The organism is Streptomyces sp. NPDC048106 (genome assembly GCF_040706415.1).
Lineage (GTDB): Bacteria > Actinomycetota > Actinomycetes > Streptomycetales > Streptomycetaceae > Streptomyces.
Genome location: NZ_JBEZND010000011.1, coordinates 172,067 through 198,904 on the forward strand (window position 1 = coordinate 172,067; position 26,838 = coordinate 198,904).

Below are 26,838 nucleotides of genomic sequence, written 5' to 3' on the forward strand. Positions count from 1 at the left end.
GGCTGCGCTCTCCGGCTCTTGCGGTCACGGATCAGGGGGCTGCCACTCGAACATCAAGATCGTGGCGTCGTCGCTGAGTTTGTTGTGCCGATGATCGAGGATGGCGCGGATGAGCAGGCGCAGCGCTTCCGGGGCGCTCTGCCCCGCTGCGGTCGACCGGATGATGTAGTCGGTGAAGCGTTCCAGGCCGAACTCTTCGCCTGCCTCGTCGCGTGACTCTACGACGCCGTCTGAGTAGAGCAGTATTCGGTCACCGGGTTGGAGGCTGACCTCGTGCACCTGACGGACGGTCCCGGCGAGACTGGCGGGCAGACCCAAAGGAGGCTCAGGTGGCCGCTCCAAGGCATTGTGGAGCAGGCGGTGGCGACGGATGAGCAACGGAGGCGGGTGGCCGCAGTTACACCAGCGCAGCACGCCGGTGGGCATGTGCAACTGGGTGAAGACACCCGTGCAGAACTGCTCCGGAAGCCACTTCGCCAGCGCCTCGTCCACGGTGCCCGCGAGTTCGTTCAGGTCTGCCCCGCTGCGCCGGGCGTTACGGCAACCTGCCATGGCGACAGAGGTGGCAAGTCCGGACGCCAGGTTGTGCCCCATGCCGTCAAGGATTGTGGCGTGCAGAACGTCCTCGGTGAACGCATGGTCGAAAGCATCGCCGCCCAGTTCGTACGCAGGCTCCAGGACCGCCGTCGAAACGACCCGCCCGGTGCCGATCGACCGGGGAGGGAGAAAAGCCCTCACCATCTCCGTGGGCAAGTGCATCGGCCTGGTACGCATGCGCTGTGCAATGGTGTCGCTGTAAGTGCGCTTGGATGTGATGATCGGTGCGAGGAGCAGCGCCGTCGTTCGACAGCGCCGTAGCTTGAGTCCGTCCAGGGTGCTCATGTTCAGCTCCACGACACCCAGCCGCTCCGCTCCGTCGGTCAGGGGCAGCCATACGTTCAGCCCGCCGGAGGGGACTTCTTCCACTCGGAGAGAGTCGGTGCGGTAGGCCCATCCGGCCAGCGAAGTGTCGAGTTCCAGTTCCGGCTCGCTTTCGACAAGCGGCACCAGCAGTCTTTGCTGGATGTCGACCAGATAGACAACGGCCCTGCCCATACCCATGGCCTCGGCATACCGGTTAACGACCACGGGCAGTTCCGCAGGTGATGCCAGCTGGGCTGCTCTGACGAGTTCCTCCAGCAGCCGCTCACCGGATCCGACGGACATGTTCCTGTCCATGCCTTCGATGATCCCTGCGAGGTCGAGCCGCCACAATCTGAGCTCTGCGACACCCGGGATGTGGCCCGATCAGCCTGGGGTGCTAAGGCCTGCCCTTGCGGATCGGTCGGGCTTCGGGAGCGACTTACGACACCAGCCGGTAGGAGATCGTGCGGATCCCCGCAAGCCGGACAGCGGTCGGCTCCAGCAGGCGGCGGGTGCCCGCCGCGGTCTCGGCCAGCTCACCGACCAGGATCGCTTTCGGCAGCACCTTGGACGAGGGCCTGCGGCGAGCCAGCAGATCGTTGCGGCAGCCGAGGAAGCAGAGCGCGCTGACGCTGTTTGGCCGTGGTCTGCACCGCCTGGTCCGGTCGCCATTCACAGCAGGAGGTCGAAGACGGGTCGGGCCTCGTCCCAGTGCTGGGTCTGGGGGTTCTTCAGGTCGGGGTGGAGGATCTTGAAGCACTGAGCAAGGGCCAGGCTGAGTCCGCCGATGATGTCCGGATAGGTTGCCTCGGTCTCCTCGTCGGGCGTGCGGTCCAGAGCGGGGTGGGTGGCGAGCTGTTCCAGGATCGGTTTGAGTTCTACTTCCTGATCGATCTTCCGGAAGTGGTGAATGCTCTCCTGCAGGCCTTTCGTGATCGGTAGGTCACAGGTCCGGATGATGTCGCGCCCGTTGGCCTTGGCAGTGGCCTGGGCGACGGTCAGCAGATCATAGAGCTTGGCGTCGAAGAAATCGCTGTAGCGCTTGAGATCGTTCTTGTCGACGTCCAGCCCCGCGGCCGCGCGGAAGAACCTTTCGAACCTGGCGATGGACATCACGGTCATGACGGCAACCTCCGGCTGCGGGCGCCGGGGTGGCTCCCGGCCCCTGGGCTTCCTATTCAGCCTGGCCGACGGGGCGCGCGAACGCATGCGCATGTCGGGCTCAATTAGCCTCCCTGGATTGCCCTGCCAGGCCCAGGCGTCCGACTGCCCGGGTAGTCGGACGGGCGTGGATCCACAGCAGGGCGAACACCGCGTCGCGGAGCTGCCCCACGTAAAGGGTGACCCCAGATGTCGCTGCTCATGAGGCCGAACGCCGCGGTGACGAACACGCCAGCGAGCGCTCGGGAGAGGCCGGTGAACAGCACAGCCAGAGCCGGTTGACGCGCACCATCCCGCCTAGCGGCCGCAACCGCCCGCGGACGTGCGGTGCCTCGCTGGTGTACTGGACCTCCCGGGTGGCAGGGTGTTGCCGGACTCCATCAGCGCTCCAATCACGCCGAGGGCCGCTCCCCTCAGCCGGTGGGCGGCGCGCATCAGGCTGAGCATGGGCAGCGACAGCAGCGTGATGTGCTCCGGCGGGCCGATCATGGCGATGACGGGGCGGGTGCAGTCAGTTAGGGCAGGTCCGTCACCCTTCTTCAGTCGCTTCGCGACCTCCGTCGGCCATCACGGATCGGCCACGAGGACGACGTCGAGTCGCGGCCGCTGCGGCTGACAACTGGCGCTGGGGGGTGTGGTCATCGATCGCCCTGTACTCGAGGGTGCCGGTTTGTGAGTGTAGGTCGGCCCGGGATCGTGCGTCCGCCGAGCCCGGCGCCGCCAGGAGGCGGCGGCGCGGCCGACGCGACCCGGCAGGGCGTTCCGGCTAGGCTCACACCCGTGACGTGGCTGCGGACCTTCGGAGAGGTCGTGCGATCCGGGCTCACGATCGAGGAGACGCGGCTGGAACCCCTGCTCGCGCTGCGCACGGCCGCTGGGGTGGCCATCGTCATCGGGCCGGCGCTGTGGCTGGTCTCCCCTGCGTATGCCGCGTCCGCCGCCCTCGGTGCCTACTCCGCGGGTGGGGCCACCTTCCAGCGCACCTGGCGTCCACGCAAGGTGATCGCGCTCGGCGCTGGCGCGGCTCTGGCGCTCAGCACCTTCGTGGGCTACCTGGCGGCGGGGCGACTCGTGACGTTCCTCCCGCTGCTGGCCGTATGGGCCTTTGCCGCGGGAATGGCGTGGGCCGTCGGATCGACCGCTGGGATCGTCGCAGCGACGACGGTCGGCAGCATGCTGGTGACCATCACTCTGCCCACGAGCGTCGGGCGAGCCCTGGAGCACGCTGGGGTCATCGCGCTCGGGGGCGTGACGCAGGCCGTGCTGATCCTGCTGTTCCCGATCCGCCGTTGGGGGGCGCATCGTGACGCGCTCGCCGACGCCCTGGCCGCTGTGGCGGACTACGCCCGCCGGCTGCGGCACGATCCGACCGCCCCGTTCGACCCGGAGCCGTTGATGACGGCCCGGGACGCGGCCGCCGTGACGCCGTCACAGGCCCGAACCCGTCCCCCCGCCCTCCACGGCCCCCGCGGACTCGCCGAGCGCATTCGGCCGGTCGTCGCCGCGCTCGCCGACCCGGACGTCGGCGCCCCGGCGGAGGGACCCGGGCGGGACCGCGCGCGGGAGTTGCTCGACGCGGCCGCCGACGTTCTGGATGCGGTCGCCCGTTCGATCCGCCGTGGTACTCCCGCCGAGGTGCGGCCCGGGAGCACGGACGTCCTGCGCGTCGACGAGGAGCACGAGGTACTGGAGGGCCCCGCGAGGCAGGCCGCCGAGCGGCTCGTGGAACTGCTCGGCGAGGCGTTGGAGATTGCCGGGAGTGGTGGCGCGCGCGGGAGGACGCCCACGCTGCCCGGCCCCGCGGGCGCCCAGTTCCTGATGCGCCCGACAATGTTCCGGCTGGTCCCGGTCGTCCTCCGGGCGGTCCGCCGTGAGCTCCGCCGGGACTCGCCCGTGTTCCGGCACGCCGTCCGCCTGGCGGCGGTGGCCACGCTCGGCTATCTGATCGCCGCCCGGCTCCCCCTGGGCCACGGCTACTGGGCGCCCATCGCCTCGGTGATGGTGATGCGGCCGGACTTCCACCGGACGTACGCGCGTGCGGTGGCCCGTCTTGCCGGGACCCTGGCGGGGGTCGCGCTCGCCACCGTGATGGTGCAGGCCCTGGGACCGGATGCCCATGTGTTCGGCGCGCTGGCGGTGGTCTCGGCGGGCCTGTCGTACACGCTGATCCGTACCGGCTACGCCTACTCCCAGTGCTTCACCGCCGCGTACGTCGTCTTCCTGCTCGGCATGGGCGGTCAGGCGTGGGAGCAGACGGTCCCGGAGCGGGTGGTGCTCACCCTGCTCGGCGGGGCCCTGGCAATGCTGGCGTACGTGGTGTTCCCCGCATGGGAGACACCCCGGCTGCCGGGCCGGCTTGCGGACTGGCTCGCAGCCAACGGCCGCTATGCGGCCGCGGTGCTCCGCAACTACGCCGAACCGACCCGGGAGCATCACGCCGACATGCGCAGGGCACTGCTGGCGAGCCGGGAGGCACGTGCCGCCTGGCAGGAGGCATACGACCGGGCAAGGCAGGAACCAGTCCGCCCCAGGGGGCTGACGTCGCGCGAGGCGCAGGAGGCGCAGGAGGCGCTCAAGGGGTTCGGCCGCGCGGCGATGCTCATGGAGAGCCACGTCCCGCGGGCCGACAGCCGTGTCGTCCCCGAGGCGGAGCGGTTCGCCGAGGCCCTGGAGGCGGACACCGCGCAGGCGGCAGTCGACGTGCGCGAGCACAGGAATCCGGACTGGGGGCGCGTGGAGGAGGCGCTCCACGCGTGGGAGGGTGCCGCCGGGGACCGGAGCCCGGTCGTGCGGCGCGAGGCGGAACTGCAGAAGCAAGCCTTGGAGGACCTCGCGACGGCCGTGAGCCGCACACCCCTGGAACAGGACGTCGGCTCTGCTCGCGAGGAGCAGCGAGTGCGGGCGGCCGCGGCGGCGGAAGGTGACGGATCAGGACCCGCGCGCCGGGGTGGGTGACGAAGCCGGCGACGGAGAGCGCCGCGCCTCCTGGAGCGGGAAGTAGTCTCCGGGCCGCGTCGAGCGATCAGGATGAGCAGTTCGATCCCCTCGACGTTCCACCGGAAGGACTTCTCCGCCTCGGCCGTCACGATGAGCACCCTGCGGATGCCGGCAATCAGGCCGACGACGAGGAAAGGCTCCGCGTCGAGGGTCTGATTCCTGATGGTGAGGCGGACGGTGTGGAGCAGCTCGGCCACGATGAACAGCACCAGGCTGCTGTCCAAGGCGGAGAGAACGACGGTTTCCTCGCGGTACGGCCCCTGGACCGACCGGATGACGTCATGGACGACCCCGACGGTCAGGATCCCCGCGAGCAGTACGAGGAGCGCCGCGACGACGAGGTGGATGCCGTCCTCGATGAGCTGTAGGAGGCCCTGTACCCGGCCGCCCTCGATCTTCGGGAGAATGGGTCGCACATTCAGCATGCTAGGGGTGCCCCGTCCCGCAGGCGCGGCGTGCTGCCGAGCGGGTGGACGAGCGGATCCCTCCCTGTGGTGGCAGCCTGGGGGAAGCAGCGAGGCGCGACATCACCGAGGCCTACCAGGCGGCAGGACAAGAGTTATGAGGCAGCCCGACGCGGACACGAACGGCGGAAACCGCGGCCCGTCCTGGCGCCGACCCGGGGTCTGCCCTCCGAATCGGCCCGGGACCTTGCCTCCGGACTGCTGGAGGAACCGTGCCACCGCACCGCCAGGGGCATCCGCTGGCAGACGGAGACCAACGGCGCCCCTGGCGGCGAACGAGCAGGTCGACGTGTCCGACGTGGCCGGTTGACATCAGCACAGGTCACGAACGTTGCCTGATGCCAAGTAGCGATCCTCGTCACAAAACCTCTGTGGCCGTGGAAGGGAAAGGGACGACGTTGTCAGGTGGTAGTGCGGAGCCTGACTGTCTGGCGTTCTCGTGCGTAAGCACGGCGCTGGCCAGGGTGAGTTGGGTTACCAGTTGACGGAGCCGTTCAATTTCGGCCTTCTGATTGGCGATGGTCGTTCTGAGCTTGGTATTGGTCTTGCGGAGCCTTTGCTCGGCTTCTGGAGTTTGCGCGGCTTCGTTGCGGACACGTTCGTAGAACTCGTTCTTGAGGTCGGCGTGGCGCTTCAGAAGTGCCATGCGGTGCACGTCGGCCTCGGCGGCAAGGGCGACGACGGTGAGGCTGCCGTTGGAGTTGGTGGCCTGGCCAGCAAGGAGGCGGTCGATCGCCGCGCGGATGCGTGCTCGTTCGTTCTGATGTTGTTGGTTCATGTCAGGGCCTCAGTTGGCTGGGCGGTCTCATCGTGGGTGTCTGCGAGGGCGCGGAGCCGGTCGGCGTTGGTCCGGAGGCGCTTGCTGATGGGCTCGGGGGAGTGGGCGGCTGCGGAGTCGATCTCGTGGGCGCGGTCGCGCATGTCACGCGCGTGGCTGTCAGTGCGGACCGCGTTGCCGCAGCCCGGCTGGCAGGCGAACTGGTTGGGGGCTGTCGCGTCCGGTGCCGGCTCGCATAGCGCGTTGTCGCGTTTGAATGCGCAGATCAGGAACGCGTCTGGGTTGTCGAACAGGACGATGCCGTCGCGGGCCAGGTAGGCGGTGGCCTTCTTGGCGAAGGTCTTGGGGACCATGCGGCCCTCGAAACGGGGGGCGTGGAAGGTGGCGGTGATGGCCCGGCGGGCTGCCGGGCCAGAGATCCTTTCGCCGGCGGCGATCCGGTCGCGCAGGTGGGCGGCTGTGTCGGCGGCGGCGAGGGCGGTCTCGACGTCGAGTTCACTGTGAATCCCGCGGCGGCTGCGGGTGCCGTAGCCGCTGGAGGTGCGGGCGTCGAGGACGGTGCGCATGTGGCCGTACTGGATGGCGAGAGCGATCAGTCCACCCGGGCGACGCGCGATGTGCCAGGCCAGGCTGCGACGGAACCTGGACAGGCCGATCGGTCCGTGGGGATCCTGCGGGATGACCTGGTTCGGCAGGCCCTGGAGGAGGGCTTCATGATTCGCCCAGGTCACGAAGTCCTCGATCTTCCGGCTCAGGGCTCCGTACTTCAATGCGCCGCGATAGCCGCGGGAGTGGGGGAAGTCGTGGTGCGTCGCGCTGAGAAGGAGTTCGCCCTCGGGGACCATGCGTTCCAGGACGCGGATGGCGTGGACGACGGGCGTGATGGCGACCCAGGGGACTTCGTGCTCTTCTCCGGCGGAGACGTGATGTCCATCGTCGTCCGTGACGTTCTTGTAGTGGTGGCTGCGGATCAGGTGCCGTCTCGGAGTGCCGTCGGGTGCGGGGTCGGGGTCCGGGCAACAGCCCGAGCGCAGGCCCTGGATCTCCTGCGGACGCATGCCGGTCAGATAGAGACAGATCACCATCGCCGCTGTGCCGAGGTGCCGAGGTGCCGAGGTGCCGAGGTGCCGAGGTGCCGCATCAGGGTGGCTGTCTCCCTGTAATCCATGTGCTCACGCCAGGGCCGCCCATTGATGCGTCCGGTCACGGGCGCGTGCAAGGGGCAGGGCCCCGGTCGCTGGAGTGCCAGCGAGGCGAGTCCGTACCGCTGTGTGAGTTTCATGACCTGGTGGCGGCTGGCGCCGGTGGTGCCGGCGATGAACGTGCGGGCTATCCCGGCCTTGCCGCGGGTCACGGCGAAGGGGATAGCGGTGTCCGTTTCGCGAAGGGGCAGCAGGTATGCCTTGAGGGCGGCCAGGCCCTCGGGGGTGGAAGGGTTGCTCCGGGCGCATTCGGTCAGGCCGCAGGTCTCTGCCCAAGCGGCCAGGATGTCGTCGGCGAAGTCCTCGACCATGCGGATCGCCCACACCAGCAAAGGCCCGATGACCTGTGGGGCCAACGGCTCGGTCAAGTTCTCTGCACCGCCGTCACCATCGCCGGAGGCGGGAAGGAAGTCGTCAACGCCTTTGGTGTCCCATGGAGGTCGGCTGATCCTCGAGGGGTGGGCGGAGAGCCGATCGAACGCCCACAGATCAGTCAACCGGCTCATGATCTTCACGGCCTGGCGGCGGCTGACGTCGTTTGCCCAGCGCACTTCGGCGTAGTCGCGCCACACGTCCTCGGTGCAGGCGGCGAGTTCAGTGACGCCGCGTTTGCGCAACCAGCGTGCCAGCCGCATCCATTCTCGGCACGTGCCTCCCATATCTTCAGCGGAGCGTCGTGCCCGGGCCGCGGATCCACGTTCCTTGACCAGGGTGGGCCGAAGCTGGCCGTTGATCATGGTCCAGGCCGCCAGTTTCACCTGGCCTTGCAGTTCCTTCGGGCAGTTCTTCCAATGCAGGCTCAGGGGCCTGGTGCTGGGATTATCGATGAGCGAAGCCAAAGGCCAGACTGCGTCCTGATACCGGGAGTTGGCGTGTGTGTTGGCAGGCCGGATCCACTTGGGCAGCACGGTGGAGCTGTGCGGGGTGGGCATCGGCACCGCATAGGGGTCGTCGTCGACGGCGAGGATGGTGGTCACGGCGCGAGGTCTCCCTTGAGCAGAGTGCCGACGAGAGTGCGGTCGGCTTTGCTGGCCTGGGCCAGAGCCGCGTTCCAGGTGACTTGGCCGACTCTGCCGCGCAGGTCGTCCAGCCGCTGCCAGTGGTCGTCCCACTGTTCCCGCCACATCCGGTCGGGCAGTGCCGACCGCAGGCTGGTCAGCTGCTGATGGAGGTGGGCAAGGCGGGGATGGTGGCCGGGGTGGACGTGTGCGTTCGGGCAGCCCAGACACAGCAAGAAGTCGGCCGCGCATCCCCCGCCGGGGGCAGGCCAGGGACTGGTGGCCGCGTCCGCGCAGTCGGCCGTCACTGTCTCCTGATGGTCTGGGTTCGCCGCGTCGGTGAGGTGGCCGGCGAAGACGTTCCGGGCCAGCTCGAGGGCTTCCCGGACGCCGTCCTCGATGACGGCCTGCGAGGCGCGTTGGACGCGTTGGTCGGGAAGGAGGTAGACGCTCTCGTGGGTGCGCAGGGTGTGCTGGAGAGGCCGGCCCTTTTTGGTGACCATCGTCCGGCGTGTCCGCTGGAAGGGCGACCCGCCCAGCTTGTGCCTACTTGCCCACCTGTGAGCCGCGTCGTCCGGGACGCCGAAGACGAGAGGTCCGACGGGCCGGGGGCGGTCCAGGTCCTGGCGACCGCCCCTGAGCTGTCCTATGCGGGCGGTCATGAGCAGGTCTGTGCCCGGCGCCAGTTGAGCGGCGAGGACCCGGCCGTGCGCGGTTGCCTCCAGGGCCTGGGTAATCAGTCGTCCTGGGGAATCGGCGCCTGAGTCCGTGTGGTTCTCGGTGGAGAACCACCGCCCTTCTCCTGCCCGTCTCTTCTCTACGTGAACCTGGTAGGTGGTCGTGGCGGTTTCTCCCACGGACGGCGTCGTCGTGGGGGCGGGCATGTGGTCGTAGACGGACAGGTTCCACCCGAATTGGTCGGTCAGCAGCACCGCCAGTGCGGTGAGCTCGTTGCGGGTCAGTAACAAGCGACCCCACGTCCGGTCCACGCTCCTGCCGCCGAGAAGCCGGAAGTTGGTCACGGTGCTCTGGCCGCCCGGTAGCGCGGTGCGGGGGACGTCACCGGTGCGTGCGAGGTAGTCGAGGACGCCGCCCAGTCGCCACTCCGGGCTGCCCTGGGCCAGGTCACCAGCCCGCCAACGCTCCAACACCCCAGTGTTCTCGCGGATCCGCAGCAGCGCAGCTCGAAACTCTCGCCGCGCGGTCACCAGGACCGTCTCCCGCTCCGCCCCCTCGAAGGACTGCTTGCTGCGCTTTCCCGCGGGAATGCGGCGGGCTAGCTCATCGGCGACGGTGCCGGAAGCCAACCGCAGATCGTGCTGCAGCACGTTGCGTACCCCCGTCAGGACATTCCTGCCAGTGGTCGTGCTGATGTGCCGAGCCCGCCAGCGCTTGAGCATGGCGGCGGACAGACCGTCCAAGTCCTGCGGAGGACGCTCCTGCTCGGACAGGAACCGTGCGAAGCCCTTCACCTGGCTCCAGTAGGTCTTGGCGGTCAGGTGGCTGTTCCAGCGGCGGGACTGGGCAGCGAACGCCGCGGCAAGTGAGCGCTGCATCGGCTCCGCGACCGGCAACTCGGCAAAAGTCGTACCTCTTCTCGTAACCGGCCTTGTTGACCACGGTCACGACCAGACCGTCCTGGGCCAGCGGAGGCGCGACATGGTGGTCCGGCGGCGGCAGGACGGCCCGCCGTCCCCGCCCGCTCACGACGTCACCCCCACGAGGGTGTCGATGTCCTGGATACCCGCCGTCTCCCGGGCTAGCCGGGAGAAGACGCCGTCCAGGTTCTCGACGTCCTTTCCCTCGTCGGTGGTCTCGGCTGCCGCGAGGATCGACTCCAGCTGCAGGTGAGCGACGGGGGCAAGGTAGTGCCGCTTCGTCGTCTCCACGTCCGCGTGGCCCAACAGCACCTTGACCAGCCACCATGGGTCGCCGAATAGCTGGGCGAAGTCCCGGCGGTCCTTCCTCGTGAGTCCGTAACGGGACTCGAACAGCTCGTTCAACAGAATCAGCATGTATAGCGCGAACGAGTGTCTGGCGGAGTGCGGCGTCGCGTACGGGCTCCTGCCTCGAACCTCGGCCAACCGAAACTCCCGCTTGACCGCCCGCTCTTTGGCGGTGAGCAGAACTTCCTCACACCGCAGGTTGGCGTTCCTGAACACGCCGTTCCACCGGTCCGGGACCATCGGCAGTCCCTCCTCGGTCAGCCACAACCACGCTGGCTCCGGCCCATCCGGGCCTTCCAGGAACAGCCACTGCCGCTCGCGCCAGCCCAGAAGGCTCAGCTCGCGGCCACTGACGACACCGCTTGAATCCACCCACCCGACCTTCGGCTTCAGGCCATGCGACACCTTCGTGACCAGCCGCATCGCTGGCAGACGGTCGTAGCGCCCCTCCGCCTGGGCCCGTTGCACCGCCCACGCCCGCTCCGACTCCACGTAGCTCTCGACCTGGCCGACCGCATCGACTGACGCGTAGAAAGTCCGGCTGTTCTTCGACCTGGTCAACGCACCCGCGATGCGGCCGTGCAGATAGCGGCCGTGACGCAGGCGCTGGGTCGGCAGCTCGAAGGTCAGCAGGGCCCCGCCTTCCTGCCGTCGCAAACCAGAGCTGAGCAGCAGCTGCACGAAGCTGGTGTTGCGCAACTCGGTCCGAGACTCCCACCCCGGCGCCGCGAGCCCGGCCCGGGTGTGGCCGCGCAGCCCGATGTCCGACCACAAACCCCAGGTCCGCGGTGTAAGCCACGACACCCTCGCGCTGACCGAGTCCGCAGCCCGGTCCTCGCTCTGTGAGACGTCTACCGGCAGCGGGTAGACCCTGCCCCACTTGAACAACTTGGTGAATGCCGCCGCCTCCCGGTTCCACTTGGTCCCGCTGACCCGGCCCCGGTTCTCTGGCGCCTCGCACCGCCAGTGCCGGTAGTCCCGCAGATCCTGCTGCGTCGCCCTCCGCCACGGCACTCCGCGTGAGGACAGAAACGTCAGAAGCGACCGGATGTCCGTCGCATAATTCCGCTTCGATTCCCGTTCCAGGCGCTGGAATACGGCGGACCGAACGAAATCCAGCAGGTTCCTGTCCACCACGCAATTCGGGTCTACGAAAACCGGATCGCCCGGCCGCAATCCGATCCGCGCTACTGCCGCCGGGAGGTCCTGTACGCCCAGGACACCCTCCGGCGGCAGCGTTCCCCACTGCCATGGATCAGGCACCCACACCACACACCACTCGATCAACCCATGCCTCCCCTGACGCTTGAACACGCCCAAGCATCAGGGAAACTGCGGATTCCTGCTCGCCTCGCCCTGCGACGAAATGCCAGGTACTCCCCGCGTACAGGACGTCGGGGTGGCGCAGCCCGAGCAGCACCCGGCCCTCATCGTCCTCCAGGTGGAGGTGGACGCCGATGCCGTTCAGCACCGTCCGGCTCGGCCGCGTGCCGGCGGATCAGGTCGCCCGGTCCAGGGGTCAGGCGCAGCCGGTGCAGCCGGTGCAGCCGGTCGGCGGCAAACCAGCGCAGCTGGATCCCCTCCCGCAGCCGCAGACGGTCCGGGTTCCCACGCCAACGGCCGGCGAAGACCTTGATCGGCACGCGAAGCCCGTCGACGCTGGTGGCCTCTTCCACCGCGTACGGCGCGGGCCCTCCAGGCGCAGCCCGCGGACCTCCTCGGACAGTTCACGCAGCAGGGTCTCCTCCAGACTCGCCTCACCCTCCTTGCGCCCGCCTCCGACGAGGGCGAACGCTCCGGGCTGCCGGATTCCGGGCAGGTCGTCCCGCAGATGGAGCAGGTAGCGGCCGGCCCCGTCGTGGACAGTGCGGAGTCAGGGGTTCTCGGGAAGCTCGGAAGAGATTACTTCGGGGACATGGAGCGCTGTGACAGTGCGGCGCCGGCGAGAATCGCCACAGCACCCACTGGCTGGTGCCAGTTCAGCGTTTCGTCCAGCCCGAGGACACCGGCGACGGTGGAGATGATGGGCACGAGGTACGTCACCATGGACCCGCCGTACGGATGAGCGAGTTGGTTGACGCGTCCTGGATCAGCCGACCCCAGCGCTCGACCTGCCACGAGTGGCTCATGCACACCATGCGGGAGCAAGGTGCGGAACCCCGCATCGTGCACGTGGTGGCCGAACACCCCACCCAGATCGCCCTGGTCTCCGCCGGCGTGGGCATCGCGATGGTCCCCAGCCTGGGCCTGGGCCACCTCCCGACGGATGTGGTGGCCCTGCCCGTCGAACCCGGCCTGACCCGCAGGATCTACGCGGCGTGGCGTCCGGAGGCCGCGGTACGCCCCTCCGCGCGAGTCACCATCGAGACACTGATCGAAGTCGGCAGCACCCTGACCGCCTGACCTCGGCTTGCCTGCCCGGCCTGCGTGATCGTCCCGGTATGCCGTCTGAATCTGGTATCCGCAGGGTGGTGGGCTGAAGCTTGAATGTCAGGCGTGTCGCGAGCGGATCCGGATGGAGGCCGGCGAGCGGTTCGCCGCAGGCGCCTCCAACGGGGAGATCGCCAAGGAGTCACGGGTGGGCGTGTGCTCGGTGCAGCGCTGGCGTCGGGCCTGGCAGGAGGCCGGCTCTGAGGCGCTGCGATCCGCGGGGCCGGTCTCACGGCCGAAGCTGAGCGACACTCTGTTCGGCGTGCTGGAAGTGGAACTGGCCAAGGTGCTGGAGCAGGAACGTCATCGACTTCGGCCTGATCGGATCTCCGTTCCGGCACCTGATGCGCGTGCCCGTCTCCGTACGCGAGGGTGCCATCTCCGGCTCCACGCAGGACGGCTCTCCGGCCGCGGCGCCTGCCCTCGCGTGTGCCTGCACACCCTCGACCGCGCGGCCGCAGCCGTGCGGGCACCGGACAGCCCTCGACCACCCTCGTGGCCGAGGGCCGTTCCGCATACGGACGATGGCCGGCGGATGCGGCAGGAGGGCGCCACCGGGAGGCGCGGCGGCCGGAACCACCTGCGGAACGTGGTAGCCGCGCATGGCGCCGTCGTGATCGCCGCGATGGCACAGGGACACAACGCTGCCGGCGCCGGAGACCGGCCTCGGGTCCGTCTGACCGCGTGGCAAGTCAGCGGCGCTACCCGCATCGGACCGTGGTGGGCTCGCCGCTGATCACTCCTTCCCGCGATGCATGTGCGCGTGCTGCCCGTCGCGGTCGAAGATCATCAACAGCTCGGCCGGGCCGTCGACCGCGGCGAACGCGTGCGGGGTCATGGTGGCGAACTCGGCCGCCTCGCCGGCCTCGACGGTGATCTCGCGATCGCCGAGCAGGAGCAGGAGCCGCCCGCTGAGCACGAACAGCCAGTCGTGGCCGGGGTGGACCCGCTGCTGTGGCCGGGCCGCGGTCGGCTCGACCAGCATCTTCACCGCGACCGTGCTGCTGTCCGGCCTGCTCAGCGCCCACGTCGTGCGCCCCTCGATCCGGCTCGACGTGGGGCGGATGACCACGTCGTCGTCGCCGCTCACGTCGAGCAGTGCGTCCAGGCCGACCTGGAGGCCGGCGGCAAGCGGAAGCAGTACGTCGAGGCTGATCGTGCGCTTCCCGGTCTCGACGCGACTGATCGTTGACGGGCTCAGGTTGGTGCGCGCGGCGAGTTGGTCGAGGGAGAGCCCGAGCGTGGTGCGCAGGCTGCGCAGCCGGGTCCGGACGACGTGCTCGATGTCGGCGAGTTGACTCACGGTCCTCCTTGCGGATTCCGCAAGGAGTCTGGCATATAACTCCAGGGGTTTCTACGGTGGCGGACATGAGTCATCACCACACCGACCCCGCTGCCTCCGGCGCACCTGCCGCTTTGACCGTCATCCGCCACTGCGACGTCGCCGTCATCGGCGGATCGGCCGCCGGCCTCGCCACCGCCCTGCAGCTCGGCCGGCAGCGCCGGTCGGTGATCGTGGTCGACTCCGGCGAGCCCCGCAACGCGCCTGCGGCGCACATGCACAGCTTCCTGGGACGCGACGGCACAGACCCGGCGGAGCTGCTCGCCGCTGGTCGCGCGGAGGTGCGCCGCTATGGGGGCGAGGTGCTGTCCGGCCGCGCCGTGCGGGTGGCCCGGGACGGCGAGCTCTTCGTCGTCGAGCTCGCCGAGGGCACCTCCATCATCGCCCGCCGGATCGTCGTCGCGACCGGCCTGGTCGACGGCCTCCCCGAGGTCGAGGGGCTGGCGGACCACTGGGGCAGGGCGGTGATCCACTGCCCGTTCTGCCACGGCTATGAGGCTCGCGACCAGCGACTCGTCCAGCTCATCACCCATCCGATGGGGCTGCACGTCACGCCGCTGCTGCGGCAGTTGTCCGCGCGTCTGACCGTGCTCGTCGCGGACGGTGTGGAGGTCGACGAGTCCGAGGTCGCCACCCTCATCTCAGCGGGTGTCGACGTACGCCTCGCCACCACCGCGCACCGTGTCCTCACCGGTGCGGACGGCCGCCTCACCGGGATCGAGCTGATCGACGGCTCGACGATCGGCGCCGACGCGATCCTGGTCAACCCGCGCTTCGCGCCACGCGCCGAGCCGTTCACCGGACTCGGCCTGCAACCCTCGCCCCACCCGACCGGCATGGGCGAGGTGATCGAGGTCGATGCGATGGGCGCCACCGCCATCGACGGGGTCTACGCGGTCGGCAGCATCACCGACCCCGGCCAGCAGGTGCTCCCGGCCGCCGCCCACGGCAGCCGCGTCGGTGGCGCCGTCGCGATGAGTCTCGCCGCCGAGGACGTGCGCACCGCGGCCCGTCCGTCCGGCTCCGTCGCCGACTGGGATCAGCGCTACTCCGGCGACCCGGTCTGGAGCGGCAACCCGAACGGCTCGCTGGTCGCGGAAGTGACCGACCTGCCCGTCGGTCGTGCGCTCGACGTCGGCGCCGGCGAGGGCGGTGACGCGATCTGGCTGGCCGAGCAGGGCTGGGAGGTGACCGCGAGTGACATCTCCTCGCGCGCGCTCGACCGGATCCGGGTCGAGGCCGAGCGGCGCGACCTGACCGTCACGTGCGAGCTGGCCGATGCCAACGACTGGGAGCCGTTTGCCCAGGGGTCGGCACAGGGCGGGTTCGACCTCGTCTCGGCGGCGTACGCGTCGATCCCGCGTACGCCCGACCTGCGCGGCGTCCACAATGTGCTCGATGCCGTCGCCCCCGGTGGTTCCCTGGTCATCCTGAGCCACGACCTCTATGCGATGCGCGACCCACAGCACGGGCATCGCCCGTTCGACCCCGACGCCTACCTGCACATCGACGACTTCGTGACTGCGATCAAGGCCGCGGCCGGCTGGACCATCGAGGTCGACGACAAGCGCCCCCGTCCCCCGGGCTCGGCCAGCGCAGCCCACCACGCCGACGACCGGGTGCTGCGCGCCCGCCGGGCGAGCTGAGCCGGCGTCACCAGCAAACGGCAGCGGCCCGCGCCCGTGTCGAAGCACGAACGCGGGCCGCGTGGACAAAAGCGCGTGCGCTCAGATGGCACGGACGCTGTCGGCCTGACGGGCCCGGCCCTTGGGACCCTGCGTGACGTCGAACTGGACCCTCGGATGAGCCCGCCCCGAGGCGGTCCGACGCGGCGCCGAGGCATCGCGCTCTTCAACGAGGTCAAGCCCACCCGTCAACCGCGCCGCAAACTCGTTCATCGCGGTGCGCCCTCCCTCTCCAGCATCCGAATCTCGGCTCACGACACCGTCCTCACCGCCCGGCGCACCGGCTGAACCGGCGACCTGCCCGCCCCGCTCCAACAGGTCCCGAACTTCGTCCTCGGTGAGCTCGTCCATGCCGCTCGTGGTGCCCGGCCGACCACCACACCGACCAACCTCACGCTCGCGCTACAGCCCGGCGCCGGGATCGTCGCTGGGGAGATGTGCGCCAGGGCCTCGGTGCCCACCTCGCGGTCGGCGCCGCGCATCTGGTCGACGACGGCCAGGCCCATGTACTCGGTGTGCCAGCACACGACCGCGCCGCTAGCTCTCGTCCGACAAGTACTTCGCCGCGTAGATCGTGCGCAAGACGGTTGGCCGAGAGCGCTCCGTCCATGGCTCCTGAGCGCAGTACACGGTCATGCATTGCGCTGCGGGGACACGGGTGATGCGCGCAGGGGCAAAGGCCACCCGTGTGCCGACTTTAGGGTCGGCACAGGAGCAGGGGAATAAAAGAAGAGGAGACACCGTGGCATCGCCCGCAGTGGTGGAGATCTCACGATGGCAATTCGCCATCACCGCAGTCTTTCACATGAGCTTTCCCGCGCTGACCGTCGGACTCTCCGTCTTCCTGGCCGTGATGTACACCGTCTACCTCAGGACCGGGAATCCGCTGTACCTCCAGATATTCCGTTTCTGGAAGAAGATATTCGCGGTCGGATTCGGTCTCGGCGTGGTCGCCGGTACCGTGATGACTTTCGAGTTCGGTCTCAACTGGGGAAGATACGCCCACGCGGTCGGTCCGATCCTCGGTGTCACGATCGGAATGGAAGTCATCACGGCCTTCTTCCTGGAAGCCGGGTTCATAGGAATCATGCTGTACGGCGACGGCCGCGTGCGTCCCCGGACCATGGCGTTCGCCTGCTGGATGCTCGTCGTCGGCACCCTGCTGTCCACGACGTGGATCCTGTCCGCCAATAGCTGGATGCAGGACCCCGCCGGGTTCACCGAGGTCGATGGCCAGTTCCGGGCCAGCAACTGGTGGCACGTTCTCTTCAACCCGGCGTTCTCCTACCGGTACCCGCACATCCTGCTCGCGGTGCTGATCAGCGCCGGTTGGTTCATCGGCGGGATCGCCGCCTGGTACCTGGTCAAGCAACGAGCGCTGCCCTTCGCCCGCCGGACCCTGTCCATCGCCCTGGGCGTGCTCGCCGTCCTGATGCCCGTACAGCTGTACGTGGGCGACGCGACCGCCGCGTTCATGGGTGCACACCAGCCCGCCAAGCTGGAGGCCTTCGAAGGCAACTGGAAGACCGACAACAACGGCTACAACCTCCTCGTCGTGCCCGACACGGACAAGGGCGAGAACACCTTCCATGCCGAGATACCGCACCTGGGTGCCGTCATCGGCAAGGACCTGTCCGGAAAGGCGCATGTCCCCGGACTGCTGCAGACGCCGAAGGACGAACGCCCCAACATGTGGTCCGCCTTCTACGGCTTCCGGGCGATGTACTTCACCGCCCTGGCGATGTTCGGCATGGCTTTCACCGGAGTGGTGTTGCGGTTGCGCGGAAGGCTGTTCACGGCCCGGCGGTTCCACCGGCTGATGGTCTGGATGGCCCCCGCCGGTGTCGTGGCCATCAGCGGCGGCTGGATCACCGCGGAGACCGGTCGGCAGCCCTGGGTCGTCTACGGCCTGATCCGCACCAGTGACGCCGTCTCCCACATCTCCCTCGGCGCGGCGATCGCCAGCCTCACCGGGTTCGTCGCCGTCTACGCGCTGCTGCTCGGGCTGTGGATCCGTTACATCGTCCGCACGGTACGCACCGGCCCCGAGCACCTGGTGAGCCTCGCCGGAGCCGCCGTCCAGCCCACGGAGATCAGCCATGCTTGATTTCACGTCGTACGCCTTGGTCCTGCTCGCACTCGGCGCCTATGTCCTGCTCGACGGCTACGACCTCGGCATCGGCGTCCTGAGCCTGTTCGACCGCAGCGACCAGCGGCGCAAGGAGTACACCGAGCTGATCGCGACCGCCTGGGACGCCAACGAGAGCTGGCTCATCCTGGCGGGTGTCGTGCTGTGGGCGGGTCTGCCCGGTGTCTACGCCACCGTGCTGTCCGGCGTCTACCTGCCGCTCATCGTCATGCTGCTCGCCATCGTGCTGCGCGGCACGGCCATCGAGTTGCAGAGCGCCGCCCCCGGCTACCGGCGCGGCTGGGGCCTCGTCTTCGGCATCTCGTCGCTGGTGGCCACGGTGTGCCAGGGTCTCGTGGCCGGCGCCGTCCTGTCCGGACTGCCCCACCGTGGTGGGGTGTTCTCCGGCGGTACCTGGGACTGGCTGACGCCCTACAGCGTGCTGTGCGCCCTGGGGCTCGTGGCCCTCTACCTGCTGGCGGGCGCCGCATGGTTGCAGGACAAGACCACGGGGACCGCCCACCAGCGAGCGGGCCGACTGGGCCGACCGCTGATCCTGGCGGTCGCGGTGGCCGGCCTGGTCCTGGGCTTCGGGCTCCCGTCGGCCGACCCGCAGCACCTGCGCTTCGACCAGCCGCTGCGCGCGACCCTGTTCGGCCTCGCGGTGGCGGTGGCCGTGGTCTGCGCGGCGATCGCCTGGTACGGCTTCGGTCGCCGGCCGGACTGGCGTCCGTTCGCCGCGGTGGCCGGTACGGAGGCCGCGGGCCTGCTCGCGCTCGTCGCCGCCACCGCACCCGTCGTCGTGCCACCCGACCTGACCGTGCACGCGGCCGCCAGCTCGCACGGGTCGCAGCTCTTCCTGCTCATCGGGGTGGGCGGGTGCATGCCGGTCGTCCTGGCCTACAACCTCTACGCGTGGTGGGTCTTCCGCGGGAAGTTCGCCCAGCCACCGGCGTACCCGGACGCGGCGGGCCCGTCGGACACCGCGGCTGCCGCCGGGCAGTCCGCGCCGGTGACACCACCAGCGAGCGACGGCCCATGGGCGGTCCTTGTCGCCCGGCGCGTGCTCCTGACCCTCCTGGCAGTCGCGATGGCCGCAGTCTCGCAGGACATCTTCGGTGGTGTGCGGGTGTGGATCGACCGGGTGGGTGTCGCTCTGTTCGCCGTGACAGCGTTGGCCGTGTGGATCCGTTCCGACCGCCGCTCGTCTGCCGCCGGCGAATTCGACCTCCAGGCAGCCGAACAGTGACCGTGACCGACATCCCCGGACAACTGGCCCGGCTCGGCCGGGACGACGAGGATCAGCAGCGGGCGGCAAAACTGCTGACCCAGTGGGCGGCGGTCGGCGAACCCGCGTTCCGGCGAGCCGGCACCCTGCGCGGGCTGGCGGCTGTGGGCCATGTGATGTGGGCGGCTGGGCTGGGCTCGGCGGCCGAGGCCGCACTGCACTGGCCGCGCGGAGGAGTGGCCCTGGCTCCGGTGCTCTCGGGTGCGGCTCTGGTCGCCGCAGGCCTGGTGCTGCGCGCGGTCCTGCTGGCGGTGGCGGACCGCGTCGCCGACGACGGGACGGCCGCCGTCCAGGCGCACCTTCGCGCCCGACTGCTCCTGGCCGCACTCCCCTCCACGGGCACGCCCCCCGCGGAGGTGTCCGACGCCGCGCTCGGTGAGGCACTGGACAGCGAGGTGGGCCGGCTGAGCCCGTGGCTGGCGACGTACGTCCCGGCCCGGCGGGCGATGCTGCTGGGAAGCGGCATCATCCTGGCCGCTGTCCTGGTGGGCAGTTGGGCCGTCGCGCTGATGCTGCTGCTGGCCACTCCTCTGCTGCCGTTCAACCTGAAGGTGATCGGCCTGGGCACCCGCGCCGCCGTGCACGCCCAGCTCACCGCCACCCGGAGACTGAGCACCCATCTGCTGGACCAACTGCGCGGACTGCCCACGCTCGTCGGCCTCGGAGCCGGTGAAGAAGCGGTACGCGCCACCGAGGCAGCCGACCGGGAACTGGCCAGGCGCACCCAGACCGTACTGCGTGTGGCGTTTCTCTCGACCGCCTGGATCGAGCTCCTCATCACCGTGGCCATGGCCGTCGTCGCCACGTACTGCGGACTCGCCCTGCTCGGCTACCTCGACCTGCCGGTGGTCCCCTCCACCATGAGCCTGGGTACGGCGCTGTTCGTCCTCGTCCTGACCCCGGCGTATTTCGCCCCCGCCCGGGAGCTGGCCCGCGGTTACCACGCCCGTGCCGAGGCTTCCGCGGCGGCCGAGCTGATCGCGGACCTCATCGACCGGGTTCCGGCCGCCCCGGCCGAAGGGCGCCCGGCCCTGGTGTCGGTCGCGCGTCGACCGGGGTCGAGCCCGGCCGGTGTCATCCTGGGAAAGGTAGGAGTCCGGTACCCGGGTCGCGACCACGCGGCCCTGGACAATGTCACGCTGACCGTTCGGCCCGGTTCGATCACGGCCGTCAGCGGGCCCAGCGGCGCCGGAAAGACAACCCTGCTCTCCGTTGCGGCAGGACTGCGCGAACCGGACCGCGGGTGGTGCCTGCACACCATCGGTTCCGCGAACCTGCAAGCCTCGCCGGCCATGACGGCATGGGCCGGACAGCCCTCCTTTCTCCTCCCGGGCACGCTGCGCGACAACCTGCTGCTGGCCCGGCGGGAGGCCGGCGACGCAATGCTGACCGCGGCGTTCGCGGCACTGGGCTTCGAAGACCTGCTGGCCGCGCTTCCCGAGGGCCTGGGGACCCGGGTCGGGGAGCGCGGCTGGGGACTGTCCTCCGGACAGATGCAACAACTGGTGCTGGTGCGGGCACTGCTCCGCGACACGCCGCTGCTGTGCCTGGACGAACCCACCGCCCATCTTGACCCGCAGGGCGAAGCCCGCGTCATCGGGGCGATACGGACGCTCGCGCGCACCCGCACCGTGCTGCTCACGACGCACAGCCCGGCACTGCTCGACATCGCCGACGACATCGTGCGGCTGGACCAGGGACGGGTGTCCCGGATCAGGGAGACACCGTGACCGCGTTCAGGCTGCTGTGGACAGCGGCGGACCAACGCACGCGCCGGAACCTGCTGTTGGCAGCAGTGCTCGCGGGGACCGCCGAACTGTGCGCCACCGGTCTGCTCGGGGTGTCCGGCTGGTTCCTGACCTCCTGCGCGGTGGTCACCGCGCAGGCGAACACCACCTGGTCGTGGATGTACCCCTCCGGGACGGTCCGCGCTCTGGCCCTGGGGCGCACCGGCCTGCGCTACTCGGAGCGTCTGGTCGGCCATGGCGCCCTGCTCGGCGCGACCGTCTCGCTGCGCTCACGGCTGGTCCGTGCCGCGACCACGGTCCCGGCACGCGAACTGCGCGACCACCGTGACGGCGCCCTGATGGCCCGGCTCACCAGCGACGTCGACGCGGTGGGCGGGACAGCCGGCCAGGTCTTCCCGCCGCTGGCCGGTATCGGCCTGACCGCCGCCGCCGTCGCCACTCTGCTCATGGTGGCGAGTCCGCCGTCGGGTGCGGCCGAGCTACTGCTGCTCGCGCTCTCCACCGCCACGGCAGTGACCGCCGAGCGGCGGACCCGCGGCCATCAGCGGGCGGCCGCACAGGCGTGGGCCGCCGCACGCACCTCGCTGCTCAGCGCGCGCTCCGCGCTTTTGGAGCTGCGCTGCCTGGACGCGGTCGATCTGGTCCGCGATCAGGTCGCGGACGCGGTCGGCCGGGCGCGGCGTGCCGAGGCGGCAGCTGCCTCGGTGATGCGCCGGTCCCGGCTGCTGTTGCGGCTGCTGGCCGTGGCCGGCCAGACGACGGTCCTGGTGCTGGCGCTGTCCGGTCCCGCCTTCACACAGCCGGCCGCCGACGCCATCGGCGAGGTGCTGCTGGTCGCGGCCGCGTACGAGCTGATGGAGACACTCCCCCAGGTGCTCCGTGACCACGGCCTGGCCGCCGACGCCGCCCGGCGGCTGACGGGCCTGGCGAACCGCGCCCTCACGGACGAGCCGCCGACCATGTCCGCTCCGGCGGCGCCACCCGCGGGCGCGTCGGGGGCCTTGGTGGCACGCCACGTACCCGTCGGTGTCGGCGACGCCCGCACCCAGTGGTCCGCGGTGATCGGGCCCGGCAGCGTCGTCATGGTCACCGGGCCCAACGGCAGCGGGAAAAGCACCCTGCTGGAGACTCTGGCGGGACGCGTCTCCCCCGCCACTGCCCGGTCGGTGCTGCTGGACGGCGTACCTGTCGAGTCTCTGCCCGCCCATGCGATCGCCGACTCGCTCACCCTCGTCGAAGCGGAGGACTGGATCGCCGACGCGACCGTCGCCGAGAACCTCCGGCAGGCCGCCCCGGGCGCGGACGACGGCACTCTTCGGGCCGCGCTGGCGGTCACGGCTCTGGAACAGTTGCCCCTCGACACCGCGACGGGCCCGCTGGGCGGTGCGCTCTCGCAGGGGCAGCGACGCCGCCTCGTGATCGCGAGAGCGGTCCTGCGATCGCCCGCGGTCCTCCTGCTCGACGAACCGACGGCCGGCCTCGACGACCGTACGGCGGTGCGGATGCTGACGGGCGTGCGCCGCGCCCTGCCGGACAGCACTCTGGTGATCGCCCTGCCGGACCGGCACGAGAACCTGATCCCCTTCGCCGCGACCCATGTCCTGCGGCTGAAGCCCACTCTCCAGGCGGCGAGCGTCGAGTAGTCCGGGGCAGATTCACCGCTTGGCCTCGCGGCATCTGCCCTGTCAGGCGCCCCATGCCGCGTGTCTGGACGTGTGGTGGGGTCGACGGCGTCGCCGTGGGGCCGTCTCCTGCGCGTGTGCGACGCCGATGCCTGTTCCGCCCGGGCGGGGCGTCACTTGCAGGTGCCGGCCGGGCCTGTCGCTCCGACCATCACCGACGCGAGGCTCCGCCCACGATGCGCAGGGCGATGTCGCCGTACTGGTAGGCGAGTTGGTCCACGGTGAACTCGCCGCCCTCGTGGAACCAGCTGGACACACCGATACCCATGTCGAGGATCGAGTAGGAGGCGATCCTCGCCGAGTGCACGCGGAACACGCGCTCGGCGGTGCCGCGCTCGATGAGTTCGCGAAAGCGCCGCTCGTAGTCGCTGCGGCCGGCGAGCACCCGGTCCTGGTCGGGCTGTTCCAGGCTGCCGATCTCACGGTTGCCGACGAACGCCTCCAGGCGGTGGCGGGCGTGATACCGGATGTGTGCCTCAACGGCGCGGCGCAGCTGCTCCCGTACGTCGTCGGTGTCCGCGACCGCTGTCGCGTTGTCGGCGATGAGCTGTTCCATGGTGCCGATCATGATCTCGGCCAGCAGCTCGTGCTTGGACGCGACATGTTTGTAGAGGCTCGGGCCGCGAATGCCGACGGCGGCGCCGATATCGGCCATCGTGGTGGCCCGGTAGCCCTGTGCGGCGAACAGCCGCAGCGCGGCCGCGCGGATTCCCGACCGGCGGTCGACCACGGGGGCGCCTTCCGGGCGCGACGGCCGGTGCGGCCGCTCGTAGGCCTCGTGTGGCAATGCGCTCATATGACCTCCCGTGCGCCAGAAGCTGAAGCTCAAGCCGAAACCGATACGACCCTCGGCACGGATGAAGCTATTACATGTTAGCTGAACCCTGCTCCTTGATCAGCCATCATAGCCAACTCTCTTGACACCACGCCCGCTTCGGCCATCTGATGGCTAATGGTCAGTAGCCAAGCTCAGGGGTGAGACGTGTCCATCAGCTTCGAGATCGACGAGCGGGTCGCCGACATCGCGCGGCGCACCACTCAGTTCGTACGGGACGTGGTGATACCGGAAGAGGACGCGTGCGGCGGTGACATCCACGCGGGCCCGGAGCCGCTGCGGCGGCGGTTGCAGGAAGCGGCGCGGGCGGCGGGGGTGTTCGCCCCGCACGTCGGCGAGGAGTTCGGCGGGCTCGGGCTCGATCTGCGCGGGCAGGCCGTCGTGTTCGAGGCGGCCGGCTACGCGCTCCTCGGGCCCCTCGCGATGAACTGTTCCGCACCCGACGAGGGCAATATGCACCTGCTCGAAGTGGTGGCCACCGAGGAACAGAAGGAGCGCTATCTCCGTCCGCTGGCCGCTGGTGAGGTGCGGTCCTGCTTCGCGATGACCGAACCCGCGCCCGGCGCCGGGTCCGATCCGCGCGCGCTGGCCACCACCGCCACGAAGACGGACAGCGGCTGGCGGATCGACGGCCGCAAGTGGTTCATCAGCGGCGCCGACGGCGCGGCCTTCACCATCTGCATGGCTCGCACCAGCGGCGGCCCCGGCGATCCGGGCGGCGCCACGATGTTCCTCGTCGGTATGGACACCCCTGCTGTGAAGATCGTCCGGAACATCGACACGCTGGACCACGGCCTGTTCGGCGGGCACAGCGAAATCGTCTTCGAGGGCGTCGAGGTGCCGGACAGCGCCGTGCTCGGCGCGGTCGACGAGGGTTTCCGGTACGCGCAGGTACGGCTGGGTCCGGCGCGGATGACCCACTGCATGCGCTGGCTCGGGGTGGCACGCCGGGCTCAGGACATCGCCCTGGAGCGGGCGGCGAGCCGCTCTGCGTTCGGCGGGAGGCTCGCTGAACTGGGTATGGTCCAGCAGATGCTGGCCGACTCCGAGATCGACATCGAGACCAGTCGCGCGGTGCTGTGGCGGGCCTGCTGGGAGCTGGACCAAGGCCGCACGGCCGCCCAGCACACCTCGATCGCCAAGACATACGTCTCCGAGGCGGTCAACCGGGTGGTCGACCGTGCCGTGCAGGTGTGCGGGGCACTCGGGATCTCGGGCGATGCCCCGCTGTCCCGGCTGTACCGCGAGGTGCGTCCGTTCCGGATCTACGACGGTCCGTCAGAGACCCACCGCTGGGCGATCGCCAAGCGGGCGGTGCGAGCGGCCGGCAAGCGGGGGGACGCACGATGAGCAGCCCGGCCCCGACCGAGGTCGTCGGCGTCGACGTGCCCGCCCTACAACACTACTTCGAGCGTCATGTGCCGGAGTGCGCAGGCCCGTTGAGCCTGAGCCTGCTGCACGGCGGGCGCTCCAACCTCACGTACGAGGTGACGGACGGCACGCACCGCTGGGTGCTGCGCCGGCCGCCACTGGGGGTGCTGACACCGACGGCGCACGACATGGACCGCGAGTACCAGGTCGTCGCCGGGTTGGGCGGGACCGACGTGCCGGTTGCCCGCGCGGTGCTGTCGTGCACGGAGACGGACGTGATCGGGGCGCCGTTCTGTGTCGTCGACTTCGTCGAGGGCACGGTGCTGCGCGACGGCGCCGAGGCGGCCGCCCTGCCGCCCGCGGACGCCCGCCGCAGCGCCGAAGCGCTGGTCGACGCCCTGGTGAGGCTGCACGCGGTGGACGCTTTCGAGGTGGGGCTCGGCGCATTCGGCCGCCCCGAGGGCTATCTGGAACGGCAGGTGCGCCGGTGGCGCGGCCAGTGGGACAAAGTCGCCACTCGCGAGCTGCCCGGCCTCGACGCGCTGCACACCCGGCTCGCCGGTTCCCTGCCGGTGAGCGGCGCCCCGGCGGTCGTACACGGCGACTACCGCCTGGACAACACGATCCTGGCGCCCGGTGACCTCGGGCGGATCGCGGCGATCGTCGACTGGGAGATGGCCACGCTCGGCGACCCGCTCGCCGACCTCGGGATGCTCCTCATGTACTGGGATCCGGTGTGCGAACCGGTGCTCGGCGCCCGGCACGTCCCGACCGCCAACCCCGGCTTCCCCACCGGCCGCGAGCTGGCCGAGCGGTACGCCGCCCGGTCCGGCCGGGACCTCACGTCCCTCGCCTGGTACCAGGCGCTCGGCTACTTCAAGCTCGCCGTGATCGCGGAGGGCATCCACGCCCGCTATCTCGCGGGCCAGACCGTCGGCACCGGCTTCGAAAGCGTCGGCTCGGCCGTGCCCGCACTGCTGCGCTCGGGATGGGAACTGCTCCCGTGACCGTCGACCCACGCACTGAGACCGCGAGTGAAGGAGAGCACGTGCAGCACCGACTGTCCGGAGGGATCGCCCTGGTCACCGGCGCCACGGGCGGCATCGGCACCGCCATCTCGCACCGGCTGGCCGCCGAGGGCGCCACGGTCGTCGTGACCGACGTGGACGCCGGCCGCTGCGAGGACCTGGCGAAGAAGCTGAGGACCGACGGCGGTCAGGCCCTCGGGCTCGCCCTCGATGTCAGCAGCGAGGATGCCTGGAGCGGCGTCGTCGCGCGTGTGGTCGACGAGCTGGGCGGTCTGTCCGTGCTCGTCAACAACGCGGGCATCGCCGAGATGCGCACCGTGGAGAACGAGACCCAGGAGTCCTGGGAGAAGGTCATCGGAGTCACCCAGGGGGGTGTGTGGCTCGGGATGAAGCACGGCGGGCCCGCGATCGAACGCTCCGGTGGCGGCTCGATCGTCAACATCGCGTCGATCTTCGGCACGGTCGGCGGCTTTGGCGGCCAGTTCTCGTACCACGCGGCGAAAGGCGCAGTCCGGCTGATGACGAAGAACGCCGCGCTGCACTGGGCGACGCGTGGGGTGCGCGTCAACTCCATCCATCCCGGGTTCATCGAGACGCCGCTCTCCCGCGAGCTGTGGAAGGGCACACCCCGGCACACGGCGATGGTCGAGGGCACGCCGCTCGGCAGGCTCGGCAGGCCCGACGAGGTCTCCGGCGCGGTGGCGTTCCTCGCCTCGGACGACGCGAGCTTCGTCACCGGTTCCGAGCTGTACGTGGACGGCGGCTGGACGGCACGCTGACGGTGAGGGGGCCGCGGCAGTTGCCGCGGCTGCGCGGTCATGTCCCACTGGCGGACCGGCGTGAGGGTCGATC

At 70.0% G+C, this 26,838-nt stretch carries 22 protein-coding genes and 2 pseudogenes; 11 read left to right on the forward strand and 13 right to left on the reverse strand.

The genetic code is table 11. The annotated features are described in order from the left end of the window. Window positions 1-24: 24 nt before the first annotated feature. The 3 genes and pseudogenes from AB0927_RS14760 to AB0927_RS14770 form a co-directional block, all read right to left on the reverse strand. On the reverse strand, window positions 25-1,218 hold the full coding sequence (locus AB0927_RS14760; RefSeq protein WP_366667939.1) for a PP2C family protein-serine/threonine phosphatase: 1,194 nt from the start codon (window positions 1,216-1,218) through the stop codon (window positions 25-27). A 127-nt stretch (window positions 1,219-1,345) separates the two neighbouring features. After that, window positions 1,346-1,507 (reverse strand): annotated as a pseudogene (locus AB0927_RS14765) (ISNCY family transposase); the annotation flags it as partial. A gap of 68 nt (window positions 1,508-1,575) precedes the next feature. After that, complete coding sequence (locus AB0927_RS14770; RefSeq protein WP_366667940.1) at window positions 1,576-2,025, reverse strand: DUF1931 family protein; 450 nt, start codon at window positions 2,023-2,025, stop codon at window positions 1,576-1,578. Window positions 2,026-2,844: 819 nt separating this feature from the next. Here AB0927_RS14770 and AB0927_RS14775 point away from each other — a divergent pair. Further along, entirely contained in the window at window positions 2,845-5,019 is a 2,175-nt protein-coding gene (locus AB0927_RS14775) for an FUSC family protein (protein ID WP_366667941.1), read from the forward strand. Window positions 5,020-5,180: 161 nt separating this feature from the next. On the opposite strand, the pseudogene AB0927_RS14780 reads toward AB0927_RS14775, so the two are convergent. The 7 genes and pseudogenes from AB0927_RS14780 to AB0927_RS14810 all read right to left on the reverse strand — a co-directional run. Continuing rightward, window positions 5,181-5,486, reverse strand: a pseudogene (locus AB0927_RS14780) (phosphate-starvation-inducible PsiE family protein); the annotation flags it as partial. Window positions 5,487-5,883: 397 nt separating this feature from the next. Further along, complete coding sequence (locus tag AB0927_RS14785; protein WP_366667942.1) at window positions 5,884-6,303, reverse strand: hypothetical protein; 420 nt, start codon at window positions 6,301-6,303, stop codon at window positions 5,884-5,886. Beyond that, window positions 6,300-7,388: a hypothetical protein gene (locus AB0927_RS14790; RefSeq protein ID WP_366667943.1), complete on the reverse strand. Its 1,089-nt coding sequence runs from the start codon at window positions 7,386-7,388 to the stop codon at window positions 6,300-6,302. Before AB0927_RS14790 ends, AB0927_RS14785 begins: the two co-directional genes overlap by 4 nt. After that, window positions 7,382-8,482, reverse strand: a complete 1,101-nt coding sequence (locus tag AB0927_RS14795) for a hypothetical protein (RefSeq protein WP_366667944.1) — start codon at window positions 8,480-8,482, stop codon at window positions 7,382-7,384. The genes AB0927_RS14790 and AB0927_RS14795 overlap by 7 nt, the downstream gene beginning before the upstream one ends. Continuing rightward, window positions 8,479-10,059: a hypothetical protein gene (locus AB0927_RS14800; RefSeq protein WP_366667945.1), complete on the reverse strand. Its 1,581-nt coding sequence runs from the start codon at window positions 10,057-10,059 to the stop codon at window positions 8,479-8,481. The genes AB0927_RS14795 and AB0927_RS14800 overlap by 4 nt, the downstream gene beginning before the upstream one ends. A 147-nt stretch (window positions 10,060-10,206) precedes the next feature. Beyond that, entirely contained in the window at window positions 10,207-11,736 is a 1,530-nt protein-coding gene (locus AB0927_RS14805; RefSeq protein WP_366667965.1) for a site-specific integrase, read from the reverse strand. A 232-nt stretch (window positions 11,737-11,968) separates the two neighbouring features. Then, on the reverse strand, window positions 11,969-12,289 hold the full coding sequence (locus AB0927_RS14810) for an NUDIX domain-containing protein (protein ID WP_366667966.1): 321 nt from the start codon (window positions 12,287-12,289) through the stop codon (window positions 11,969-11,971). 221 nt (window positions 12,290-12,510) lie between these two features. On the opposite strand from AB0927_RS14810, the gene AB0927_RS14815 reads away from it, so the two are divergent. Both AB0927_RS14815 and AB0927_RS14820 read left to right on the forward strand, forming a co-directional pair. Next, a complete protein-coding gene (locus tag AB0927_RS14815; protein ID WP_366667946.1) occupies window positions 12,511-12,852 on the forward strand; it encodes a LysR substrate-binding domain-containing protein in 342 nt (113 codons plus the stop codon). Between the two features lie 106 nt (window positions 12,853-12,958). Further along, complete coding sequence (locus AB0927_RS14820) at window positions 12,959-13,615, forward strand: helix-turn-helix domain-containing protein (RefSeq protein ID WP_366667967.1); 657 nt, start codon at window positions 12,959-12,961, stop codon at window positions 13,613-13,615. Here the strand turns inward: AB0927_RS14820 and AB0927_RS14825 are convergent, their stop codons facing one another. Continuing rightward, window positions 13,616-14,182 carry an XRE family transcriptional regulator gene (locus AB0927_RS14825; RefSeq protein ID WP_366667947.1) on the reverse strand — a complete coding sequence of 189 codons (567 nt, stop codon included), beginning with the start codon at window positions 14,180-14,182 and terminating at the stop codon, window positions 13,616-13,618. A gap of 65 nt (window positions 14,183-14,247) precedes the next feature. On the opposite strand from AB0927_RS14825, the gene AB0927_RS14830 reads away from it, so the two are divergent. Next, on the forward strand, window positions 14,248-15,867 hold the full coding sequence (locus AB0927_RS14830) for a bifunctional NAD(P)/FAD-dependent oxidoreductase/class I SAM-dependent methyltransferase (RefSeq protein WP_366667948.1): 1,620 nt from the start codon (window positions 14,248-14,250) through the stop codon (window positions 15,865-15,867). Window positions 15,868-15,948: 81 nt separating this feature from the next. On the opposite strand, the gene AB0927_RS14835 is transcribed toward AB0927_RS14830, so the two are convergent. Further along, window positions 15,949-16,257: a hypothetical protein gene (locus AB0927_RS14835; protein ID WP_366667949.1), complete on the reverse strand. Its 309-nt coding sequence runs from the start codon at window positions 16,255-16,257 to the stop codon at window positions 15,949-15,951. Between the two features lie 409 nt (window positions 16,258-16,666). Here AB0927_RS14835 and AB0927_RS14840 point away from each other — a divergent pair, with 409 nt between their 5' ends. Genes AB0927_RS14840 through AB0927_RS14855 form a run of 4 tightly spaced genes read left to right on the forward strand, consistent with a single transcriptional unit; the run spans window position 16,667 to window position 22,713 of the window. Then, window positions 16,667-18,013, forward strand: coding sequence for a cytochrome ubiquinol oxidase subunit I (locus AB0927_RS14840; protein ID WP_366667968.1), 1,347 nt, complete (start codon window positions 16,667-16,669; stop codon window positions 18,011-18,013). Continuing rightward, window positions 18,006-19,283: a cytochrome d ubiquinol oxidase subunit II gene (locus tag AB0927_RS14845; RefSeq protein ID WP_366667950.1), complete on the forward strand. Its 1,278-nt coding sequence runs from the start codon at window positions 18,006-18,008 to the stop codon at window positions 19,281-19,283. The genes AB0927_RS14840 and AB0927_RS14845 overlap by 8 nt, the downstream gene beginning before the upstream one ends. Continuing rightward, window positions 19,280-21,052, forward strand: coding sequence for an ATP-binding cassette domain-containing protein (locus AB0927_RS14850; RefSeq protein WP_366667951.1), 1,773 nt, complete (start codon window positions 19,280-19,282; stop codon window positions 21,050-21,052). The genes AB0927_RS14845 and AB0927_RS14850 overlap by 4 nt, the downstream gene beginning before the upstream one ends. Continuing rightward, window positions 21,049-22,713, forward strand: a complete 1,665-nt coding sequence (locus AB0927_RS14855) for an ATP-binding cassette domain-containing protein (RefSeq protein ID WP_366667952.1) — start codon at window positions 21,049-21,051, stop codon at window positions 22,711-22,713. The genes AB0927_RS14850 and AB0927_RS14855 overlap by 4 nt, the downstream gene beginning before the upstream one ends. Window positions 22,714-22,903: 190 nt before the next feature. Here the strand turns inward: AB0927_RS14855 and AB0927_RS14860 are convergent, their stop codons facing one another. Then, window positions 22,904-23,548: a TetR/AcrR family transcriptional regulator gene (locus AB0927_RS14860; RefSeq protein ID WP_366667953.1), complete on the reverse strand. Its 645-nt coding sequence runs from the start codon at window positions 23,546-23,548 to the stop codon at window positions 22,904-22,906. A gap of 186 nt (window positions 23,549-23,734) precedes the next feature. Here AB0927_RS14860 and AB0927_RS14865 point away from each other — a divergent pair, with 186 nt between their 5' ends. The 3 genes from AB0927_RS14865 to AB0927_RS14875 are packed head-to-tail and all read left to right on the forward strand — an operon-like array spanning window position 23,735 to window position 26,765. After that, window positions 23,735-24,937 (forward strand): acyl-CoA dehydrogenase family protein, encoded by a 1,203-nt coding sequence (locus AB0927_RS14865; RefSeq protein WP_366667954.1) that lies wholly within the window; start codon window positions 23,735-23,737, stop codon window positions 24,935-24,937. After that, window positions 24,934-25,965 (forward strand): phosphotransferase family protein, encoded by a 1,032-nt coding sequence (locus AB0927_RS14870; RefSeq protein ID WP_366667955.1) that lies wholly within the window; start codon window positions 24,934-24,936, stop codon window positions 25,963-25,965. Before AB0927_RS14865 ends, AB0927_RS14870 begins: the two co-directional genes overlap by 4 nt. Before the next feature lie 41 nt (window positions 25,966-26,006). Further along, on the forward strand, window positions 26,007-26,765 hold the full coding sequence (locus AB0927_RS14875) for an SDR family NAD(P)-dependent oxidoreductase (RefSeq protein WP_366667956.1): 759 nt from the start codon (window positions 26,007-26,009) through the stop codon (window positions 26,763-26,765). Window positions 26,766-26,838 lie beyond the last annotated feature (73 nt).

What these genes read in the sequence shown, in the direction of transcription:
- AB0927_RS14800 (WP_366667945.1), bottom strand. Translation starts at nt 10,059, where the DNA reads ATGCAGCGCTCACTTGCCGCGGCGTTCGCTGCCCAGTCCCGCCGCTGG.
- AB0927_RS14790 (WP_366667943.1), bottom strand. Translation starts at nt 7,388, where the DNA reads ATGGTGATCTGTCTCTATCTGACCGGCATGCGTCCGCAGGAGATCCAG.
- AB0927_RS14770 (WP_366667940.1), bottom strand. Translation starts at nt 2,025, where the DNA reads ATGACCGTGATGTCCATCGCCAGGTTCGAAAGGTTCTTCCGCGCGGCC.
- AB0927_RS14785 (WP_366667942.1), bottom strand. Translation starts at nt 6,303, where the DNA reads ATGAACCAACAACATCAGAACGAACGAGCACGCATCCGCGCGGCGATC.
- AB0927_RS14815 (WP_366667946.1), top strand. Translation starts at nt 12,511, where the DNA reads ATGAGCGAGTTGGTTGACGCGTCCTGGATCAGCCGACCCCAGCGCTCG.
- AB0927_RS14860 (WP_366667953.1), bottom strand. Translation starts at nt 23,548, where the DNA reads ATGAGCGCATTGCCACACGAGGCCTACGAGCGGCCGCACCGGCCGTCG.
- AB0927_RS14845 (WP_366667950.1), top strand. Translation starts at nt 18,006, where the DNA reads ATGCTTGATTTCACGTCGTACGCCTTGGTCCTGCTCGCACTCGGCGCC.
- AB0927_RS14830 (WP_366667948.1), top strand. Translation starts at nt 14,248, where the DNA reads ATGAGTCATCACCACACCGACCCCGCTGCCTCCGGCGCACCTGCCGCT.
- AB0927_RS14835 (WP_366667949.1), bottom strand. Translation starts at nt 16,257, where the DNA reads ATGGACGAGCTCACCGAGGACGAAGTTCGGGACCTGTTGGAGCGGGGC.
- AB0927_RS14760 (WP_366667939.1), bottom strand. Translation starts at nt 1,218, where the DNA reads ATGGACAGGAACATGTCCGTCGGATCCGGTGAGCGGCTGCTGGAGGAA.
- AB0927_RS14870 (WP_366667955.1), top strand. Translation starts at nt 24,934, where the DNA reads ATGAGCAGCCCGGCCCCGACCGAGGTCGTCGGCGTCGACGTGCCCGCC.